Annotated in this window: 21 protein-coding genes and 1 tRNA gene; 6 read left to right on the top strand and 16 right to left on the bottom strand. The window is 69.5% G+C overall.

Annotation, left to right across the window (positions count from 1 at the left end; genetic code table 11):
* Window positions 1-102 precede the first annotated feature (102 nt).
* A complete protein-coding gene (locus R3F55_04645; GenBank protein MEZ5666719.1) occupies window positions 103-459 on the top strand; it encodes a PilZ domain-containing protein in 357 nt (118 codons plus the stop codon).
* Here the strand turns inward: R3F55_04645 and R3F55_04640 are convergent.
* The 7 genes from R3F55_04640 to R3F55_04610 form a co-directional block, all read right to left on the bottom strand.
* Entirely contained in the window at window positions 456-794 is a 339-nt protein-coding gene (locus R3F55_04640) for a DUF952 domain-containing protein (GenBank protein MEZ5666718.1), read from the bottom strand. The genes R3F55_04645 and R3F55_04640 overlap by 4 nt on opposite strands.
* 22 nt (window positions 795-816) lie before the next feature.
* The gene (guaA, locus tag R3F55_04635) at window positions 817-2,379 is read right to left on the bottom strand and encodes a glutamine-hydrolyzing GMP synthase (protein ID MEZ5666717.1); all 1,563 of its coding nucleotides are present in this window, start codon (window positions 2,377-2,379) and stop codon (window positions 817-819) included.
* A 114-nt stretch (window positions 2,380-2,493) separates the two neighbouring features.
* A complete protein-coding gene (locus R3F55_04630; protein MEZ5666716.1) occupies window positions 2,494-3,012 on the bottom strand; it encodes a GNAT family N-acetyltransferase in 519 nt (172 codons plus the stop codon).
* A 21-nt stretch (window positions 3,013-3,033) separates the two neighbouring features.
* Entirely contained in the window at window positions 3,034-3,903 is an 870-nt protein-coding gene (locus tag R3F55_04625) for a carbohydrate ABC transporter permease (protein MEZ5666715.1), read from the bottom strand.
* On the bottom strand, window positions 3,896-4,846 hold the full coding sequence (locus R3F55_04620) for a sugar ABC transporter permease (protein MEZ5666714.1): 951 nt from the start codon (window positions 4,844-4,846) through the stop codon (window positions 3,896-3,898). The genes R3F55_04625 and R3F55_04620 overlap by 8 nt, the downstream gene beginning before the upstream one ends.
* A gap of 143 nt (window positions 4,847-4,989) precedes the next feature.
* Window positions 4,990-6,633 (bottom strand): extracellular solute-binding protein, encoded by a 1,644-nt coding sequence (locus R3F55_04615; GenBank protein MEZ5666713.1) that lies wholly within the window; start codon window positions 6,631-6,633, stop codon window positions 4,990-4,992.
* 133 nt (window positions 6,634-6,766) lie between these two features.
* Window positions 6,767-7,447, bottom strand: a complete 681-nt coding sequence (locus R3F55_04610; protein MEZ5666712.1) for an alpha/beta fold hydrolase — start codon at window positions 7,445-7,447, stop codon at window positions 6,767-6,769.
* 260 nt (window positions 7,448-7,707) lie between these two features.
* Between R3F55_04610 and R3F55_04605 the strand changes: the two genes are divergently transcribed.
* A complete protein-coding gene (locus R3F55_04605; protein MEZ5666711.1) occupies window positions 7,708-9,396 on the top strand; it encodes an adenylate/guanylate cyclase domain-containing protein in 1,689 nt (562 codons plus the stop codon).
* A gap of 5 nt (window positions 9,397-9,401) precedes the next feature.
* Here R3F55_04605 and R3F55_04600 read toward each other — a convergent pair whose 3' ends face one another.
* The 4 genes from R3F55_04600 to R3F55_04585 form a co-directional block, all read right to left on the bottom strand.
* Window positions 9,402-9,890: a tetratricopeptide repeat protein gene (locus tag R3F55_04600; GenBank protein ID MEZ5666710.1), complete on the bottom strand. Its 489-nt coding sequence runs from the start codon at window positions 9,888-9,890 to the stop codon at window positions 9,402-9,404.
* A gap of 99 nt (window positions 9,891-9,989) precedes the next feature.
* The gene (locus R3F55_04595) at window positions 9,990-10,823 is read right to left on the bottom strand and encodes a DnaJ C-terminal domain-containing protein (protein ID MEZ5666709.1); all 834 of its coding nucleotides are present in this window, start codon (window positions 10,821-10,823) and stop codon (window positions 9,990-9,992) included.
* Between the two features lie 100 nt (window positions 10,824-10,923).
* The gene (locus R3F55_04590; protein MEZ5666708.1) at window positions 10,924-11,697 is read right to left on the bottom strand and encodes a tryptophan 2,3-dioxygenase family protein; all 774 of its coding nucleotides are present in this window, start codon (window positions 11,695-11,697) and stop codon (window positions 10,924-10,926) included.
* 156 nt (window positions 11,698-11,853) lie between these two features.
* Complete coding sequence (locus tag R3F55_04585; protein ID MEZ5666707.1) at window positions 11,854-12,081, bottom strand: hypothetical protein; 228 nt, start codon at window positions 12,079-12,081, stop codon at window positions 11,854-11,856.
* Here R3F55_04585 and R3F55_04580 point away from each other — a divergent pair.
* Window positions 12,052-12,546 carry a PAS domain-containing protein gene (locus R3F55_04580; GenBank protein MEZ5666706.1) on the top strand — a complete coding sequence of 165 codons (495 nt, stop codon included), beginning with the start codon at window positions 12,052-12,054 and terminating at the stop codon, window positions 12,544-12,546. The genes R3F55_04585 and R3F55_04580 overlap by 30 nt on opposite strands.
* A gap of 6 nt (window positions 12,547-12,552) precedes the next feature.
* Here R3F55_04580 and R3F55_04575 read toward each other — a convergent pair whose 3' ends face one another.
* Together R3F55_04575 and R3F55_04570 are read right to left on the bottom strand one after the other, a co-directional pair.
* Entirely contained in the window at window positions 12,553-13,290 is a 738-nt protein-coding gene (locus R3F55_04575; protein MEZ5666705.1) for a sulfite exporter TauE/SafE family protein, read from the bottom strand.
* An 8-nt stretch (window positions 13,291-13,298) separates the two neighbouring features.
* A complete protein-coding gene (locus tag R3F55_04570; protein ID MEZ5666704.1) occupies window positions 13,299-14,150 on the bottom strand; it encodes a hypothetical protein in 852 nt (283 codons plus the stop codon).
* A gap of 69 nt (window positions 14,151-14,219) precedes the next feature.
* Between R3F55_04570 and R3F55_04565 the strand changes: the two genes are divergently transcribed.
* The 3 genes from R3F55_04565 (at window position 14,220) to R3F55_04555 (ending at window position 16,736) form a co-directional block, all read left to right on the top strand.
* A complete protein-coding gene (locus tag R3F55_04565; GenBank protein MEZ5666703.1) occupies window positions 14,220-14,843 on the top strand; it encodes a ParA family protein in 624 nt (207 codons plus the stop codon).
* Between the two features lie 46 nt (window positions 14,844-14,889).
* The gene (locus tag R3F55_04560) at window positions 14,890-15,831 is read left to right on the top strand and encodes a 2-hydroxyacid dehydrogenase (GenBank protein ID MEZ5666702.1); all 942 of its coding nucleotides are present in this window, start codon (window positions 14,890-14,892) and stop codon (window positions 15,829-15,831) included.
* 89 nt (window positions 15,832-15,920) lie between these two features.
* The gene (locus R3F55_04555; protein ID MEZ5666701.1) at window positions 15,921-16,736 is read left to right on the top strand and encodes a glutathione S-transferase N-terminal domain-containing protein; all 816 of its coding nucleotides are present in this window, start codon (window positions 15,921-15,923) and stop codon (window positions 16,734-16,736) included.
* 25 nt (window positions 16,737-16,761) lie between these two features.
* Here R3F55_04555 and R3F55_04550 read toward each other — a convergent pair whose 3' ends face one another.
* From R3F55_04550 to R3F55_04540, 3 genes are all read right to left on the bottom strand, one after another.
* Window positions 16,762-17,580: a methyl-accepting chemotaxis protein gene (locus R3F55_04550; protein MEZ5666700.1), complete on the bottom strand. Its 819-nt coding sequence runs from the start codon at window positions 17,578-17,580 to the stop codon at window positions 16,762-16,764.
* A 97-nt stretch (window positions 17,581-17,677) separates the two neighbouring features.
* Window positions 17,678-17,764: transfer RNA gene (locus tag R3F55_04545), tRNA-Leu, on the bottom strand.
* 32 nt (window positions 17,765-17,796) lie between these two features.
* Entirely contained in the window at window positions 17,797-18,549 is a 753-nt protein-coding gene (locus tag R3F55_04540; protein ID MEZ5666699.1) for a peptidase, read from the bottom strand.
* Window positions 18,550-18,556 lie beyond the last annotated feature (7 nt).

The raw sequence follows: 18,556 nt of genomic DNA, 5'->3' as shown, positions 1-18,556 counted from the left end.
TGTCCCGTTTCGTGAAAGGTTCCTTAATCGATGCCCATATACATTTCAATTATGGCCGCCTCCTGGGCCAAATGAGGCGTTTTCGGGCGAAAGGACCGGGCAATGATCCGCAGGCATCTGGTCGGCTATGCGCGCATCGAGCGGCGGCGCGACCGGCGCCGGCCCACGCGGCTGACGGCCAGGATCGGCGACCTGCCGGTCGAGATCATCGACATCAGCCTGGGCGGCCTCGGCGTCGGCGTCATCGCCCGCGCCGCCAGCCCGCGCGCGTTCCGCATCGGCGAGGAATACCGGGTGGTGCTGGACGTGCCCAGCTACGGCGTGCTGACGCTCAGCGCCGAGGTCGCGCGGGTCAATCCGGCCCGCGCCTATGTCGGCCTGCGGCTGGTCGACCTCGACGGCCAGACCTACCGTGTGATCGAGCGGCTTTCCATCGGCCGGCTGCCGGCGCTTCCCTAGTCCGGCAGCGCGGGAAAGACGTGCCTGCCGTCCGGGCCGAGCGGCAGCGGCGCGGTCCAGGCGACCGCGTCCGGCGCCAGCGTGCCGTAGAGATGCGGGAACAGCGCGCCGCCGCGCGATGCCTCCCAGCGCAGTGCGTCGCCCAGCCGCGCCTCGTCGACCGCCAGCAGCAGCAGGTCGGGCTCGCCGGCGCGGTGCTTTGCCGCGCTCTCGACGATCTGCGCCGCGGTGGAGAAGTGGATGTAGCCGTCGCGCCGGTCCTGCGCGCCGCCGCCATAGCCGCCGCCGCCCTGCGCCGCAGCCCAGTCGCCCTGCCTGGCCAGATGGTAGATCACGGCCTCACCCGCATCGCACGGCTCACTCCCACTCGATCGTGCCCGGCGGCTTCGAGGTGACGTCGTAGACGACGCGGTTGATGCCGTCGACTTCGTTGATGATGCGGGTGGCGACGCGGGCGAGGAAGGCGTGCTCGAACGGGTAGGACTCCGCGGTCATGCCGTCGGTCGAGGTGACCGCACGCAGCGCGCAGACCTGGTCGTAGGTGCGGGCGTCGCCCATCACGCCGACGGTGCGCACCGGCAGCAGCACCGCGAAGGCCTGCCAGATGGCGTCGTACAGCCCGGCGCCGCGGATCTCTTCCAGGTAGATCGCGTCGGCCTTGCGCAGGATGTCGGCCTGGGCGCGGCCGACCGCGCCGGGAATGCGGATCGCCAGCCCCGGGCCGGGGAACGGATGGCGGGCGACCATGCGCTCCGGCAGTCCCAGCGTGCGGCCCAGTGCGCGCACCTCGTCCTTGAACAGCTCGCGCAGCGGCTCGATCAGCTTCAGCCGCATCCGCTCCGGCAGGCCGCCGACATTGTGGTGCGACTTGATGGTGGCGCTCGGCCCGCCGGTCGGCGACACCGACTCGATCACGTCGGGGTAGAGCGTGCCCTGGGCCAGGAAGTCGGCATCGGCGATCTGGGCCGCCTCTTCCTCGAACACCTCGATGAAGGTGTTGCCGATGATCTTGCGCTTCTGCTCGGGGTCTTCGACGCCGGCCAGCCGGCCGAGAAACAGCTCGGAGGCGTCGCGATGCACCAGCGGGATGTTGTAGCTGCCGCGGAACAGGGCGACCACGTCGTCGGCCTCGTGCAGCCGCAAGAGGCCGTGGTCGACGAAGATGCAGGTCAGCCGCTCGCCGATCGCCTCGTGGATCAGCACCGCGGCGACGCTGGAATCGACCCCGCCGGACAGCCCGCAGATGACGCGGCCGCTGGCGCCGACCTTGGCGCGAATGGCGGCAATCGCCTCGTCGCGGAACGCGGCCATGGTCCAGTCGCCGCGGCAGCCGGCGACGTTGCGCACGAAGTTCTCCAGCAGCCGGGCGCCGTCGGGCGTGTGTACCACCTCGGGGTGGAACTGCACGCCGTAGATCTGGCGGTCCTCGTCGGCGATGGCGGCGAACGGGGCGCCGCGGCTGCGCGCCACCGCAACGAAGCCCGGCGGCAGCGCGGTGACGTGGTCGCCGTGGCTCATCCACACCGGATGGCGCTCGCCCGGCGTCCAGACGCCGTCGAACAGGGTGCAGGCGGCGGTGACCTCGACCTCGGCGCGGCCGAACTCGCGGGTGTCGCCCTGCTCGACCGTGCCGCCGAGCTGGTCGCAGATCGCCTGCTCGCCATAGCAGATGCCGAGGATCGGCACGCCGAGCGCGAACACCGCCTGCGGCGCGCGCGGGGATTCCGCGCCGGTCAGCGAGGCCGGGCCGCCGGACAGGATGATCGCCCGCGGCGCGAAGGCGCGGATGCGGTCCTCGGCGGCATCGAACGGCCAGATCTCGCAATAGACGCCGGCCTCGCGGACCCGGCGCGCGATCAGCTGGGTGAACTGGCTGCCGAAATCGAGAATGAGAATGTGATCATGCTGGTCGGCCGGCATGACGGGACCCTCGCGGTGCGGCGTGATTCGGGCAGATGAGAGCGCCCGAATACGCCGCCGCGGCAACGCTGGCCAGCACAAAAATCCGGGTAGGTCGGTCGCCCGGCCGCCGCCCTATGGCGCGGCCCAGCGGTAGAAGGCGACCGGCAGCATGCGGCCGGCAAAACGGTGTGCGCCCTCGCCGACCAGCTTCGCCCCCATGGCGGTGTAGAAATGGCGCGCCGGGTTCTCCGCCAGCACCTCGACCTCGACCGCCCGGCAGCCGGCGGCGAACTGGCGTTGCAACGCGGTCTCGACCAGCGCGCGGCCCAGTCCCCTGCCCTGTGCGTCCGGCCGCACGTAAAGCGCCGCGATCTCGCCGGTCGCCGGGTCGGCGACGTGGCGGGCCGGCCCGAAGGTGACGTAGCCGACCACCGCGTCCAGCTCGGCGACCAGCGTGGCGCTCCGCCGGCCGGATCGCCCGGTCGCCGCGGACGGCCGCGGCAGGCTGGCCGCCGCGTGGCGCTCGATCCGGCGCACCAGATAGCCGGCCGGCAGGATGCCGGCATAGGCGTCGCGCCAGGCCTCGACGTGCACGCGCGCGATGGCACGGCCGTCCTCCGGCCTGGCCGGCCGGATCAGCACGGACGTCATCTCGGTATTCATCGTGGCGCGTCAGCCCTTCACGGCACCCAGGGTCAGACCGCGAACGATATACCTTTGGGCGAAAAGCGCCAGCAGCACCGGCGGCACCATCGCGATCAGCGACCGCACCGCGACGAACCAGAACTGCACGCCGCGGGTGTCGGCGCCGCCGGCGATGTGGGTCGGCATCACCGAGGCCTCGGTCAGGCTGAGGATCAGCGCGAACAGATACTCGTTCCAGGCAAAGGCGAACATGATCAGCGCCGACGCGGCGATGGCCGGCGCGGCCAGCGGCACCGCGATGCGCACGAAGGCGCGCAGGTGCGAAGCGCCGTCGACCAGGGCCGCCTCCTCCAGCTCGATCGGCAGGTCCTGGAAGGTCTGGCGCACGATCACCACCACGAACGGCAGGATGAAGGTGGCGTTGATCAGGATCAGCGAGTAGAGCGAATCCTGCATGCCGAGCGTGGTGAAGACGAAGAAGAACGGCACCGCGGTCGCAACCGGCGGCAGCACGCGCTGCGACAGAAACCAGACCGTCAGGTCCTTGTTCTTGATTTTGGTGAAGCGGAAGCGGGCCAGCGCATAGGCGGCCGGCAGGCCCAGCGCCAGCGCGATCAGGGTCGAGCCCGACGACACGATGATGCTGTTGAAGAACGAGTTGTAGGCCTCCTTCACCTCGATCTCGGCCAGCCAGTTGTCCAGCGTCGGCTGGAAGTCGAGGAACGGGAAGCCGATGCCGGCGACGGTGAAGGTCTCCGCCGGTTCGCGCAGGCTGTTCGAGATCGCCCAGTACAGCGGGAAGAAGAAGATCAGCGTGATGATGATGGCGAGCAGCGAATAGAGCGCCACCGCCAGCGACGAGTCCGACCGGCCCGCCTCGTTGCGCCGCCTAGTCATAGGTTTGCCGCAGGAAGCGGAAGAAGAAGGTGACGATGATCATCACCACGATCAGCAACAGGAAGGCGAGCGCCGAGGCATAGCCGTAGTCCTGCAGCTTGAAGCCGGCGTTATACGCATAATAGGTGTAGGACTGGGTGGCGGTGCCGGGTCCGCCCTTGGTCAACGTCGCGATGATGTCGAACAGCTTCAGCGCCTCGGCGAAGCGCAGCAGCCCGACGATCACGATGATCGGCTTCAGCGCCGGCAGGATGACCGAGCGCCACAGATCCCAGTTGGAACTGCTGTCGAGCTTGGCGGATTCGATCTGCTCCTCCGGGATGCCCTGCAGCGCCGCCAGGAACACCAGGAAGCAGAACGGCGTCCATTGCCAGATGTCGACCAGGATGACCGAGATCTTGGCCATGGTCGGGTCCGATAGCCAGGGCAGCCCGGTCCATTCGAGCGGCCCGCCCTCCTCGTAGAACACCGTAAAGAACAGGTAGCCGATGGCGATCGGCGTCGCGAAGATCGGCAGGATCATGATCGACCGCATCAGCCCGCGGCCGATCATAGGTCGGTTGAACAGATAGGCCAGCAGCAGCCCGAGCAGGATCTCGATCAGCACGCCGGCCACAACGAAGATGCCGGTGAAGGTGGCGGCGTCGTGGACCTGCTGGTCGCCGAACGCACGGGTATAGTTGGCGAAGTCGTTCCAGGTGTAGGTCCGATTCAGTTCGCGGATCACCTCGGTCCGGGTGCGCGGCTCGCCATTCGGCTTCAGCACCGGGTTGCCGGCGTCGTCGAGCACCGGCACGGTCTCGCGGCCCACCACCTCGACCTTGGAATCCACCTTGTGCAGGCTGAGCACGAGGGAATAGCCGAGCGGGAAGATGGTGAAGACGAGGACCCAGATCACCGCCGGCATCAGGAACAGGGTGCCGACTTTGCCCTTCCAGCGCATGTCAGTCGTCCCCGGCCGCCCGGGCGGTATCGGCAGGCGTCGCGTGCATCGGTGACCGGAATGTTCGGGTTGGAGAGAAGCGCCGCCCCGCGCCTGGCCGTGGGCCGTGCACGGGGCGGTCGCTCGTCAGGTCGCCAGGGTTCCTACTGGCCGTAGCCGATGGCGGTCCGATAGGCCTCGAGCTGGCCGTCACGTCCCATCCGGTCGGTGATCTCCTCCCAGGTGGCCGCGGTGTCGTCCAGCGCCTGCTGCGCCGTCTTCTCGCCGCTCATCGCCGCCGACAGGTTCTTGTCCATGATGTCCCAGTACTCCGGCGCACCCTGGATCCGCAGGTAGGTCAGGATCGTCGGCGCGTTGTAGTTCAGGGCATAGGCATGGCTGTAGGTGACGATGTCGTTCTCGGCCCAGCCGGCATCGAGGTAGGCCTGCAGGTCGGCGGTGCCGTCCGGCGGCAGGAACTGGTACGAGTAGCCCGGGTCGACGCCATTCCAACCGTAAGTTGCCAGCCACTTCGAGCTTTCCTCGATCGCCATCAGCGACAGGAAGGAATAGGTCGCGTCCGGCGCATCGGAGAAGGCGGAGATGATGCCGTGCCACGAGCCGCCGGTGGTGTTGCCGACGAAGCCCGGATCATCGGTCTCCACCCAGGCCTTGTTTTCCATGTCCCAGTACGTGTCCGAGCTGGGCAGCACGGCGGCGGCGCAGTTGCCGCGGATCACCGAGCGGCTCTCGTCCTGGCACAGCGAGCCGACGTCGCCCCACGAGAACACGAAGATCGCCTTGCCGCGCAGGAAATAGTCCCACGCCTCGCCCAGCGACCAGCCGACCTGGGCCTGCGGCCCGGTGGCGTGCAGCTGCTGCAGGAACTCCAGCGCCGCGACATGGCCCGGGCTGTTGATCAGCGGGGTCATGTCCTCCGGATCGAACCAGTAGACATTGTGGTAGCGATCCAGCTCCGGCCCGGGGGTCATCGCGAACGAGGCCGACAGCGACTGGAAGTGATAGTGGCCCTGCTCGCCGACCTTCAGGTGCAGCACGGTGCCGCTGTCCGGATCCGGGTCGTGGTCGTCCCAGTTCTTGCCGTTGAAGTAGTTGGAGATGTCGAGCAGCTGCTGCCAGGTCCGCGGCGGCACCGGCATGTCGTAGCCGTATTCCGCCTTGAACGCCGCCTGGTGCTCCGGATTGTTCAGCATGTCGCTGCGGTAGTAGAGCACCTGGCCGTCGGCGTCATTGAGCACGCCGTAGCCGACGCCGCCCCAGGTGTAGAGGTTGCGCAGCGAATCCGGCATCACGTCGTACGACCACTGCGGGTACTCGCCCGAGGCCATGTAGTCGTCGATCGGGATCATGTAGCCGTTGGCGACCAGGTCGCCGTAGAAGAACGCGCCGACGATGATGGAGTCGTACAGGCCCGTGCCCTGGTTCAGGTCGAGCATCATCTTGGCGTAGAGGTCCGAGATCGGCGTCAGCGCGATCTCCAGCGTGCCGCCGCTGAGTTCCTCCCAGATCGGGCGGAACATGAACAGCGGGCCGGAAATGCCGCCCATCGGGCCGGAATCGAGCGTCAGCACCGTGACGGTCTCGCCCTCGAACGGCTTGTAGTCCGGCGCGAACAGCGAACCGAGCTGTTCCTGCGGGACCGTGATCTCGAACTTGTATTCCGGATCGGCACGCAGCGTGACGGTGCCGTCGTCGTTCCAGATGACATGTTCCTGGGCGAAGGCGCCGCCGGCCAGGGCCGTGGACGCAAGCAAGGCGGCCGACGCTGCGGCCAAACGGACGATCATGGATGTCCTCCCCAACAGAGCAACGGCCCGTTTACCGGGCCAGTTTGCGGACCGGGCGCCGTCGGCGCGTGGGGGCGTCAGAGGCCCGGAGCCGCGATTACGGTAGGGGTGGGAATTCTGGCAAGTCAAGCAATTACGGCGCGGTGGCGAGACCCAGTTCGGCCAGGAAGTCCAGAACGTGGCGATCCGATCCGTACTCGTGCAGGTTGGTGTGGTGCGCCTCGTCGAACGGGCGGAAAACCGCACGCCCGTTGGCGAGCCTGGCCAGCGTCTGGCCCATCTCGAACGGGACCACGCCGTCGTTGCGGCCGTGCATGATCAGGATCGGGCACCTGACCTGCTGGATGCGCCGGTCGGTCTCGAAGCGGTCCTTGGTCAAAGGCCCGACCGGCAGCCAGGGATAGCGCCACTGTCCCATCTTGACGATCGACAGCGGCGGCGCCTCGAGCACCAGCGCCGCGACCGGATATTCGACCGCACATCGCGTGGCGACGGCGGTGCCAAGCGACTCGCCGTACAGCACCAGGTCCTGCGGCGGGTGCCCCATCGCGCCGAGCAGTTCGATCGCCGCGTCGGCGTCGCGATAGAGCCCTTCCTCGGTCGGCCGGCCGGGATTGCCGCCGAAGCCGCGCCATGACACCGCCAGCACGCCGAGTCCGGCCTCCAGATAAGGGCGCAGCTTGTCCGCCCGCTCGTTCAGGGTGCCGGCATTGCCGTGGAAATAGACCAGGACGTGCGCATCCGAGACGGTCCGCGGCGCGTACCATGCAAGCAGGTCGAGCCCGTCGGCGGTACGCACGGTGGCCTCGCGCATGCGGGGCAGGTCGTGATCGACGAGCGTTGGCCGTACACGGGAGAGGTGGTAAAGCAGGGCACGCTGCCGCGTGTACATGAAAGCCACGATCGCGCCATAGCCAGTGCCGGCCGCAGCGAGGGCCAAAGCAGCGATCATCAAGACGGTCATCGCAGAATGGAATCCGGTGTCAGGGGCATACCCGCATTCACGCCGAACGGGCCGCGGCTGAGACTGAGCGCTTCAATGACCGAAAACCGCCGGCAGGACAAGTGACTGCGATGGTGCGGCGCATCCGGCTGGCGACCGGGCTGGTCCTGTTCGCCTACATCCTCACGCACTTCCTCAATCACGCCGTCGGGCTCTATTCGCTGCGCACCGCGGCCGAGGTCGAGCAGATCTTCGCGGCGGTGTGGAGCTTTCCGGTCAGCCAGTTCCTGCTTTACGGCAGCCTGGTCGTCCACATGCTGCTGGCGCTGTGGAGCCTGCTGATGCGCCGCCGGATGCGCGAGATCCGCCCGCTCGAGGCCATGCAGCTGCTGCTCGGCCTGGCGATCCCGGTGCTGGTGCTGGAGCACGTGGTGGCGACCCGCGGCGCCGAATCGCTGATCGACCAGTCCGTCGACTACATCTATGTCGTCCTGGTGCTGTGGGTGCTGGCACCGGGGCAGGCCGTCATCCAGACGGCGGCGTTGCTGGCCGCCTGGGTGCACGGCTGCATCGGGCTGCATTTCTGGCTGCGGCTGAAGCCGCGCTATGGCCGCTTTGCGCCGTGGCTGCTGGCGCTGGCGGTGCTGATTCCGGCGTCGGCACTCGCCGGCTTCGCCAGCATGGGCCGCGAGCTGGCGGCGATCGCCGCCAACGACGAGGCCTATGCCCGCCTGGTCCGGCGGATCGACTTCCCCGACGACGAAGGCATCGCCGTTCTCGCCAGCGTGCAGGACTGGACGCTCGGCGTGATGGCCGGCCTGCTGGTCGCGACCGTGCTGGCACGGCTCGGCCTGATCCTGCGCGACCGGCGCCGCCACCGCTTCCGCATCAGCTATGCCGGAGGGCCGAGCTTCGATGCGCCGCTCGGCTTCAGCGTCCTCGACGTCAGCCGCACCAACAACGTGCCTCATGCCCATGTCTGCGGCGGCCGCGGGCGCTGCTCGACCTGCCGGGTGCGGGTCGGCGCCGGCGGCGAAGGCCTGCCGCCGGCCACCGCCGAGGAACGGCGCGTGCTCGACCGGATCGGCGCGCCGCCAAACGTCAGGCTGGCGTGCCAGACCTTCCCGGTGGCGGACCTGACCGTGACCACGCTGCTGCCGCCGAGCGCCACCGCGGTCAGCGGCCATCGCGCCGGCAGCATGCGGCAGGGTCAGGAACGGGCGATCGCCATCCTCTTCGCCGACATGCGCGGGTTCACCGCGCTGTCGGAGAACCGGCTGCCCTACGACCTGGTGTTCATCCTCAACCGCTATTTCCGCGCGATGGGCATGGCGGTGGAGGCCGCCGGCGGGCATCTCGACAAGTTCATCGGCGACGGCGTGATGGCGCTGTTCGGGGTCGAGGGCGACGCCGAACGCGGCTGCCGCGAGGCGATCAACGCCGCGCGGCTGATTGCCGCCAACATGCGCGAACTCAACGCCTCGCTGACCGACGAGCTCAAGCGGCCGATCCGGGTCGGCATCGGCATCAACGTCGGCCCGGCGATCGTCGGCGAGATGGGCTATGCCGGGGCCATCGGCCTGACCGCCATCGGCGACTCGGTCAACACCGCCAGCCGGCTGGAAACCCTGACCAAGGAGTACCGGGCGGACCTGGTGATGGCGCGCAGCGTCGCCGACCTCGCCGGCCTGCCGGTCGACGGCTATGTCACCGACCAGGTCGAGATCCGCGGCAAGACCGAGCCGATGGACATCGTCATCGTGCCCAATGCCGGCTACCTGCCGGAGATGCAGACGGCGCCGACCGCGCTGGTACGGTAGGGCCTCTATTCGGCGTTCATATAGGCGTCGATCGCCTCGGCCAGCGCGTCATATTCGTCGCAGCCGAGGAAACAGACCTCGTCCAGCACGGCCAGCCGCTCCTGCGCGCCTTCGATGTCGCCCATCTTGATCAGCAGCTCGCCGTAATACTCGTTGGCGCCCAGGTGTTCCGGGTCGATCGCCAGCGCCCGCTCGTAGAAGCCCATCGCCTCGGTGAAGCGGTCGAGCGAGCGGGTCGAGTAGCCGAGCAGGTTGAGGGCGTCGGCATTGCCCGGCTCGGCGGCCACCACCTGGTTCAGCGCGGCGATCGCGTTCGCGTAGTCGCCGGCGTCGACCGCGGCCTGCGCCTGGGCCATCAGCCCCGCCGTCGCCGAGGTGCCGCCGCTGCTGGTGTTGGTGGTGGCCGGCGTGTTCGACGTCATCGCCGTGGCGGCGGCCAGCGGCAGCGCGGCAAGCGCGCACGATATCGAGAAGGCGACAGTGGCGAATCTCATGGCCCGAACTCCATCGGCTGATCGGCTCGCCACAAATCTAGATCCTTTGTGGCGGAATCGAGGCCCGCGTGACCGAGGCCGCGGCACGGCCCGTTCATATCATCGTGCGTTGGCGGCCGTCGACTCTTCGGCCCACTGCCGCAGCAGCGCCGACAGCCGCGGATCGGGCGGCTCCGGCAGCACGAGGCGGAGGTGCACCATCTGGTCGCCGCGGGTACCGTCTTCCCGGCGGGCGCCGCGGCCGCGCAGCCGCAGCACGGTGCCGGCGTTGCTGCCGGCCGGGACGCTGAGGTTGACCGCGCCCTCGAGCGTTTCAACCGCGACCTTGCCGCCGAGCACCGCCGCGGCCAGCGGCACGTCGGCCTCGCAGTGGACGTCGTCGCCGTCGCGGCGGAAGCCCGACGGCAGTTCGATCTGCAGGGCGACCAGCGCGTCGCCGGCCTCGCCGCCGAACTTGCCCGGCAGCCCCTGCCCGCGCAGCCGCAGCTGGTGGCCGTCGGCGGTGCCGGCCGGGACCTTCACCTTCAGCGTACGGCCGTCTGCGGTCTGCAGCGCCTTGGTGGCGCCCGACCGTGCCTCGGCGGCGCTCACCTGCAGCGCATAGCGCACGTCGGCGCCACGGATGCCGGGGAAGCGGAACCGCTTGCCGCCCTTTGCCTCGCCCGACGGCCGGGACGACGCCTGCTGCTGCCGCCCTTGGGGCCGCGGCGGCGCTTGGCGCTGGCCGGCATCGTGGCGCTGCCTGGCCGCGTCGTCGGTCAGCAGCCCGTGCGCCCAGGAGATGCGGCGGAACCGCTCGGCGCGCACCGGGTCGTCGGGATAGAGGTCGGGGTGACATTCCTTGGCGGCGACGCGGAAGGCGCGGCGGACGTCGTCCTTCGACGCGGTGCGGCCGAGGCCCAGGATCTGGTACGGATCGTCGTTGTCTTGCATCGGCGCTCGGCTGCGAGAGGGAGACGGCAGCTTAGCCGATCTCGCGCATCGGATTGGTTAACGATGCGCGAAGGGTCTGCTGCCGCGCCGCCCTGCCCGCTCAGAGCGCCGTGCGCACGTCCCAGAGCTCGGGAAAGAAGCGATGCTCCAGCGCGCGCTTCAGATAGGCGACGCCGGCCGTGCCGCCGGTGCCCGGCTTGAAGCCGATGATGCGCGCCACCGTGGTCAGGTGGCGGAAACGCCATTGCTGGTACCAGTCGGCGAGGTCGACCAGTTTCTCGGCCAGTTCGTACAGGTCCCAGTAGCGCTCGGTATCGCGGTAGACCACCATCCAGGCCCGGGTGACGGCCGGGTCTGCCGCATGCGGCACGCGCCAGTCGCGCGGCCCTGCCGCTCCGTCCATCGGCACCTGCCGGCCGAGCGCGAGGATTGCCTCGTCGTAGAGGCTCGGTTCCGCCATCGCCGCGTCCAGCCGGGCGCGTTGCGTCGGCTCGTCGGCACGGCGGGCATGCGTCGCGTCCTTGGCGCCCAGCCGGAACTCGAGCAGCCGGTACTGGACCGACTGCAGGCCGCTGGCACTGCCGAGCGCGGAACGGAAGGTCAGGTAGTCGGCGGGCGTCAGCGTCGACAGCACGTCCCACGACTGGATCAGCTGCGACTGGATGCGCGACACCCGCGCCAGGATCTTCGCCGCCGCCTGCAGCCGGTCGGCCCGGATGTGCGCGATCGCGGCGTCCAGCTCGTGCAGCGCGCACTTGAACCACAGCTCGGTGGTCTGGTGGATGACGATGAACATCATCTCGTCGTGCTGGCCGGTCAGCGGCCGCTGGGCGTCGAGCACACGGTCGAGCTGCAGGTAGCGGTCGTATTCCATCGTGCGCTCCGGGCCGGGCAAGCGCGTCGCGGTCGCCGCGCCCGCCGGCGGAAGTGTGGCGACTTTTACAAGTCTTCCACAATGACGAACCTTTCACGCAAACAATCGCTGTGGGCGCTTGCCGCGCGTCATCTTCGTGTCTAGCATCAGCGCGATCTAGTCGGCCATCCCCCACCAGCCATAATCGGCCAGAGTTCCTGCAAAATGATCATGCGCTCGCTTGCGCGGCCGGTAAATATTGAGAATATCGGCGCAATTAACAATAGCGGTATTGCGGATTCCCTGTTGCAGTCCATCCAGGATCTGGTTCTTCGCAACGACCATGTGAAATTGACCGGCTGGCCGCTGATCAAGTTGAATCCGGTAGCCGACGACCTGCAGCACGCGATTCTTCGTTGCGCCTACACCTATTGGCAGCAATGCGGCGCCGGCGACGGTCGACCGCCGCGCACGCGCCGGCTGGAGCCGGAACTGCTGCGCCCGGCGCTCGGCTGGCTCGCCGTTGCCGAGGTCTGCGCCGACACCGGCGCGCCGGCATTCCGCCTGTTCGGGTCGGAACTGGCATGGCGGCTGTCGGCCGACCTGACCAACCGTCCGATCGAGGCGTTGCCGGCGCCGTTCGGGCCGTTCCTCGGCGCGATCTTCCGTGCCTGCGTGGCGGCGCGCGGCCCGCTGCTGGTGCATTGCGCGTTCAGCGACCCGGGCGCCGACCAGATCAGCGGCCTGCTGCTGCCGTGGGTGGACGAGCATGGCGCGGTCGTGCGCGTGCTGGCGGCGGTGGCGACGCGCGACCGCGGCATGGCCGGGCGAATCCCGCCCCATTCCAGCCTGATCCGCTTCCGGCGCTGAGCCGGCTCAGTCGGCCAGGCCGGCGATTCCGCGCACGACCAGATAGACCGCGACGGCCGTGCTGACGGCCAGCGCGAACCACCGCAGCAGGCGATTGTCGACGCGGCGCCCGACCGCCGGCGCCAGCGCGAAGCCGAGGCCGACGGCCGGCAGCAGCATCGCGGCATAGGCGAGGTCGGCCTCGCCGACCCGCTCGAACGCCGCCAGCGCCACCAGCGACATCGCCGCGCCGCAGCCGAAGAAGACCGCCAGCGTGCCGCGCGCCCGCAGCAGGTCGGCGCCCTGGTACAGCAGCAGCACCGGCGGCGCGCCGATCGACGCGAAGGTGCCCATCACGCCGGAGCCGACGCCGGCGAGCACGAGGTTGCGGGCATTCAGCCGGCCGTGCAGGCCGGCCACCGACAGGCCGACGCCGATCAGCACCATGGCGCCGAACACCACGTAGAACAGGGCGAGGTTGACCGACGCCAGCACCGCCGCGGCGGCCAGCGAGCCGGCCAGCCGGCCGCCGGTCGCCAGCCCGACCTCGCGCCAGGCCACCGCGCCACGCTCGCGCAGGATCACGAACAGGCCGAGCGCGACGGTGACCAGCAGCACCGGCGCCGGCACCAGCCGGGGGTCGAGCGCGGCCAGCGCCGGTCCCGACAGCAGGCCCAGGCCGAAGCCCGCGACCGACTGGATCAGTGCGCCGATCGCGACCGCCAGGCAGGCTGCCGCGGCGACATCCAACCCGAGGCCGAGCACGGCCGCGGTCAGGAGCCGCAGCCGCAGGACAACGCCAGCACCGGCTGGCCGCCGACCAGCTGATAGACGGTGAAGCTGGAGCCTTCGTAGTAGTCGGCGCGGGCGAAGATCTCGGCGACTCCGTCGCCGTTCAGGTCGGCGACCGCCAGCACCTCGAACTCGGTCGGCGCCGCGAACTCGTAATAGGCGTCGTAGAACTCGCCGTCGACCACGACGGTCTCCACCGTGCCGCCGCGCAACCGCCGCAGCAGGATCGCGGAGTGGTCGCCCGGGTGAATCGTGGTCGGCCAGCCGTCGGAATCGTCCTTCACGGTGATCAGCACCTCGTCGACGCCGTCGCCTTCGAGGTCGGTACGGATCACCTGGGTCAGCGTCGCCTGCGTCGTCGGGTGCGCGATCGAGGCGAAATAGTCGAGCGCGGCGGCGCTGTAGGTCTGGCTCTGCGGGCTGTGCAGCGCCAGCGCGGCCGGTAGCGGATTCCAGTCGCCGGGCACGCCGACATAGCCGCCGATGCCTGCGGGCGCCGGGCCTGCGTCGCTGACGTAGGCATATTCGCACGGTATGTCCATCGGCACCGGCGGGTTCGATGTGCCCGTCCCTTCCACGCCGGCGAGGTCGACCCAGCGGATCGGCGCCGACGCCTGCATGCGTGGCGCGGCCTCCTCATAGCCGACGAACCCGCCGCGGCCGTCGACCCCGCCGAGCAGGCACTGGAAGACATAGGTCTCGGCTCCCTCGCTATGCCGGCTCGCCCCGACCAGCGGCAGCAGCGAATCCTGGGCCAGCGCCGGCGCGGCGGCCGCACCGATGGCGAGTCCGGCCAGAGTCGCGGCCAGGCGTTTCGGCTGGTCGAAGGGCATCGCTCGTTCTCCCGCTGTGATCGCCATATCGGCCTTTTCCAATATGCCCCGGCTTCCTATGGTGGCGCCATGCTTACGATCAGCGTGTCGAACATCAAGGGCGGCAGCGGCAAGACCACGATCGCGACCACTCTGGCGGCCTTCTGCGCCGGGCGGGGGCTGCGTACCGGGCTGGCCGACATCGACCCGCAGCGCGGTTCGCTCAGCTGGCTGGCCCGGCGGCCGGCCGATGCGGCCGCGATCCGCGGCTTCGACATGGCGGACGGCGAATTGGACGCGCCGCGCAAGCTGGACGTGCTGGTGGTCGACGGCGTCGCGGCGATGAAGCGCAAGCTGACCCGCGACCTTGTTGCAGACTGCGACTGCCTGTTGATCCCGGTGCTGCCGTCGATCCTGGACGAGGACGGCACCCGGCGGTTTCTGGAGCAGATCGCGCCGCTGAAACAGGTGCGCAAGGGCAAGCGGCGGATCGGCTTCATAGCCAACCGGCTGCGCGCCCGCAGCACCCTGAACGCACGGCTGGACGCCTTCCTCGCCGCCCATCCCTATCCGGTGGTTGCACGCCTGCGCGAAACCAGCCTCTATGGCGCCGCGGCGGCCGAGGGGCTCGGCATCGGCGAGCTGGCCGACCGCCGCGCCCGGACCTATCGCAACGAATGGGACAGCCTGCTCGAGTTCGCCCTCGGCGAATGACGTCGCGGCGCCCCGTCCGCCCATCCCGCAAGCCCGAGGAGCCGCCATGTCGCAAGAGGTGCTGATCGCCGGCAAGATGCCGCAGTACACGCTGGACAAGCTGGTCGCCACCTTCCCCTGCCACAAGATCTGGGAAGCCGGCGACCGCGATGCGCTGATCGACCGGTTGGCGCCGAGCCTGCGTGCGATCGCGACCACGGGCCACGACGGCGCCAGCGCGGCCATGATCGCGCGACTGCCGAAGCTGGAGATCATCTCGTGCTTCGGCGTCGGCGTCGACGCCATCGACCTCGACGCCGCCCGAAAGGCCGGCGTGATCGTCACCAACACGCCCGACGTGCTGAACGACGACGTCGCGGACCTTGCCGTCGGCCTGGCGCTGGCCGTGACGCGGGCGATTCCGCAGGGCGACCGCTATGTCCGCGAGGGCCGCTGGAAGGCCGAGGGGATGATGGCGCTGCAGACCAGGTTCAGCGGCATGACCGTCGGCATCCTCGGCCTCGGCCGGATCGGCAAGGTGATCGCGCGCCGCTGCGCCGCATTCGATTGCACCGTCCTCTATCACGGCCGCCATGCGCAGGACGACGTGCCCTACCGCTTCTACGCCGACCTGACCGCGATGGCGCGCGACGCCGACATGCTGATCGCGATCTGCCCCGGCGGCGAGGCGACCCGCCACATCGTCAACCGGCCGGTGCTGGAGGCGCTGGGGCCGAAGGGCTTTTTCGTCAACGTCGCGCGCGGTTCGGTGGTGAACGAGGACGACCTGATCGCCGTGCTGCAGGCGGGCGGCATCGCCGGCGCCGGCCTCGACGTCTTCGCCGCCGAGCCCGACGTGCGCCCGGAACTGCTGACCTTCCCCAACGTCGTCGTGCAGCCGCACGTGGCCAGCGCCACCCACGCCACCCGCGCGGCGATGGGCGACCTGACCGTCGAGAACATCGCCCTGCACTTCGCCGGCAAGCCGGTGCGGACGCCGGTCGGTTGACCGGCGGGCCGCCGCTAACCGCGCGTTAGCCGGCGCGCCCTAGCCTGTCGCGGGTGGCGGTTCCGCCGAGCAACAGCGAGGGGCACGCGATGGACGGCGGCACAGGCATTCATCCGGGCATCGCGGCCGATGCCGGAACCGGCACGCCGGAGCTGTTCCACGCGCCGTCGTCCTACTATTCCATGATCGCGCGGCTGGCGCTAACGGAAGCGCGCATCCCCTTTTGCGCCCGCCCGATCGACATCCATCGCCGCCTGCAGCATCAGGAGCCGGCCTATGTGCGGCTCAACCCGGCGATGACCGTGCCGTGCCTCCGGGTCGGCGAGAGGGTGCTGGCCGACAGCCGCGCCATCCTGCTGGCCGCTTTCCCCGGCACCATCCTCGACGAGGCCGCCGCTGGCCGGCTGGCCGCCCACTATGGCTTTCCGATCGACGCGCTGACCTTCGGCTGGCTGATGCGCTGGAACCCGCTGGCCCGGCGCCTGCTGCCGCGGCGGCTGGAGGCGATCCGGCGCATGCTGCTGGCCCGCGCCGAGCGCCATCCGGAACTGGCGGCGGCCTATCGCGAGCGGGCCGCGGTGTTCGCCCAGCGGGTGGCCGCGTTCGACCCGGCCACGGCCCGGGCCCGGTTCGAGCAACTGCGCGAGCGCGCGCTGGCGATGCTGGACGGGTTGGAACGCGACATCGCCGACGGCCGTTTCGATCCGTCGTCGGACTATGGGCCGATCCACGTGCTGTGGACGGTGTTCCTGGCCCGGATGCAGTTCTGCGGCCTGGGCCGGGCGATCGACGCGCGGCCGCGGGCGGCGGCGTGCTATGCGGCCTTCCGGGCGCGGCCCAGCTTCCGGCAGGCCGACATCTGGCCGCGGCTACGGCCGCGCCTGCTGCTGGCGCTGATCGGCTGACCCGGCCGGATGGCCGGCCGCCGGCTCAGTGGCCGGCGGCGCCCGCGATCATGGCATCCGACGCCGCGCCATAGAGCGCGGTCCACGCCGTCTCCACCTCGGGCGTGAACGCGCCGCCGAGGCCCTGCTCCAGGGTCCAGATCAGGGCGCGACCGACGGAGTCGAAATGCGCGGTCCTGACCCCGTAGCCCTTGTGGCGCGCTCCCATCTGCGCCAGCGTCGGCAGGATGGTTTCCGGTCGGTCGATGCCGGCGACCAGGGTCTTCAGCGCGGCCATCAGCTTGCGGCCCTGCGCCTTCAGGTCGGTCTTGAACAGCCGCCGGGTGTCGGGCGCGATCTCGAACAGGCGCCTGTAGAACAGCGCGGCCGCCTCGTCGGCGATCGGCGCGACCTGAGCGAAGCTGTCGCGGATCAGCGCGATCTGGTGCTCGGTCAGCCCCAGCGGATTGCCGGTCGCCGCCGGCCATGTGCCGGGCTGCACCTGGGTGGCCTCGATGCCGGTCAGGGCGCGCTTCATCGCGTTGATCCGGCGCTCGACGCCACTGACCACGTCGCCGATCTGGTCGGTCGCCTCGCGGGTGTTGCCGGACAGCGCCTTCACCTCGCCGGCGACGACGGCGAAGCCGCGACCGGCCTCGCCGGCCCGCGCCGCCTCGATGGTCGCGTTCAGCGACAGCAGGTTGGTCTGGGCCGCGATCTGCTGGATGCGCCCCGCGACCTCGCGGATCATCGCGAGGTCCTTCTCGAGATCGGCGATCGCCGTCCTGATCTCGTCGACAGGGGTGACGGTTGCCGCGACGGGTTTCGTCGCGGGACGCGAGGCAGAGGACAGTTGGGTCCGCATGTCTGGGAAACTCAAAGCTGACGCTGAGCGGATTGTTAGCGCCCACTCGTTACGGACAGATTTATGGGAAATGCAAAAGAAACATGTATTTGGTGCATGGTCCGGGCGGCCGGACTTGAACCGGCACTCCGCAGTGCGGAAGCAGATTTTAAGTCTGCTGCGTCTACCATTTCGCCACGCCCGGCCGGCCGAGGGTAGTCGCGGCGGCCGTGCCGTTCAACCGCGCGCCGCGGGCTTCCAGTCCGGCGGCGGGATCGCCAGATAGGCCTCGCGCAGCGCGTTGGACCAGCCCTCGCGCAGGCTCTGGAAATAGGCGTCCTCGTCGTTGATGCGGCGCTGCAGCTCCACCTTCAGCGCGTCGCGGCGATAGACCAGCAGGTCGATCGGCATGCCGACGGTCAGGTTGGAGCGCAGGGTCGAATCCATCGACACCAGCACCAGCTTGACGCCGTCGTAGAGGTCGGTGTCGTAGGACAGCGCCCGGTCGAGAATTGGCTTGCCGTATTTGTGCTCGCCGATCTGCAGGAACGGCGTCTCCGGCTCGGCCTCGATGAAGTTGCCGGCGGCGTAGATCTGGAACAGCCGCATGCGCCGGCCGGCGATCTGGCCGGCCAGCAGCACCGACACGTCGAAGCGGATGTCGTGGGCGCTGAGCCCCGGCCCGTCCATGTCGTGCACCTTGCGGATGGCGTTGCCGACCAGCCGGGCGGCGCCGACCATGCTCTGCACGTTGTAGAGCGTCTCCGCCGTCTCGTCGCCGGGCCCGCTCGGCCCCTCGGTCACCAGCGACATCACCGCCTGGGTGATGGCCAGGTTGCCGGCGGTCATCGCGACGATCACCCGCTCGCCCGGCTCTTCGACCACGTGCATCTTGCGGAACGACGAGATGTTGTCGACGCCGGCGTTGGTGCGCGTGTCGGACAGCAGCACCAGCCCGTCCCGCAGGCACAGCCCCACGCAATAGGTCATTCGAAAG

The organism is Alphaproteobacteria bacterium, assembly GCA_041396705.1.
Taxonomy (GTDB): domain Bacteria; phylum Pseudomonadota; class Alphaproteobacteria; order CALKHQ01; family CALKHQ01; genus CALKHQ01.
This window is presented reverse-complemented; position numbering and strand designations above follow the sequence as displayed.

Coding starts and splice junctions, on each gene's coding strand:
- R3F55_04610 (MEZ5666712.1), bottom strand. CDS start 7,447: ATGCGCGAGGCCACCGTGCGTACCGCCGACGGGCTCGACCTGCTTGCA.
- R3F55_04570 (MEZ5666704.1), bottom strand. CDS start 14,150: ATGCCCTTCGACCAGCCGAAACGCCTGGCCGCGACTCTGGCCGGACTC.
- R3F55_04615 (MEZ5666713.1), bottom strand. CDS start 6,633: ATGATCGTCCGTTTGGCCGCAGCGTCGGCCGCCTTGCTTGCGTCCACG.
- R3F55_04600 (MEZ5666710.1), bottom strand. CDS start 9,890: ATGAGATTCGCCACTGTCGCCTTCTCGATATCGTGCGCGCTTGCCGCG.
- R3F55_04645 (MEZ5666719.1), top strand. CDS start 103: ATGATCCGCAGGCATCTGGTCGGCTATGCGCGCATCGAGCGGCGGCGC.
- R3F55_04540 (MEZ5666699.1), bottom strand. CDS start 18,549: ATGACCTATTGCGTGGGGCTGTGCCTGCGGGACGGGCTGGTGCTGCTG.
- R3F55_04565 (MEZ5666703.1), top strand. CDS start 14,220: ATGCTTACGATCAGCGTGTCGAACATCAAGGGCGGCAGCGGCAAGACC.
- R3F55_04630 (MEZ5666716.1), bottom strand. CDS start 3,012: ATGACGTCCGTGCTGATCCGGCCGGCCAGGCCGGAGGACGGCCGTGCC.
- R3F55_04605 (MEZ5666711.1), top strand. CDS start 7,708: ATGGTGCGGCGCATCCGGCTGGCGACCGGGCTGGTCCTGTTCGCCTAC.
- R3F55_04625 (MEZ5666715.1), bottom strand. CDS start 3,903: ATGACTAGGCGGCGCAACGAGGCGGGCCGGTCGGACTCGTCGCTGGCG.
- R3F55_04590 (MEZ5666708.1), bottom strand. CDS start 11,697: ATGGAATACGACCGCTACCTGCAGCTCGACCGTGTGCTCGACGCCCAG.
- R3F55_04560 (MEZ5666702.1), top strand. CDS start 14,890: ATGTCGCAAGAGGTGCTGATCGCCGGCAAGATGCCGCAGTACACGCTG.
- R3F55_04595 (MEZ5666709.1), bottom strand. CDS start 10,823: ATGCAAGACAACGACGATCCGTACCAGATCCTGGGCCTCGGCCGCACC.
- guaA (MEZ5666717.1), bottom strand. CDS start 2,379: ATGCCGGCCGACCAGCATGATCACATTCTCATTCTCGATTTCGGCAGC.
- R3F55_04550 (MEZ5666700.1), bottom strand. CDS start 17,580: ATGCGGACCCAACTGTCCTCTGCCTCGCGTCCCGCGACGAAACCCGTC.
- R3F55_04555 (MEZ5666701.1), top strand. CDS start 15,921: ATGGACGGCGGCACAGGCATTCATCCGGGCATCGCGGCCGATGCCGGA.
- R3F55_04620 (MEZ5666714.1), bottom strand. CDS start 4,846: ATGCGCTGGAAGGGCAAAGTCGGCACCCTGTTCCTGATGCCGGCGGTG.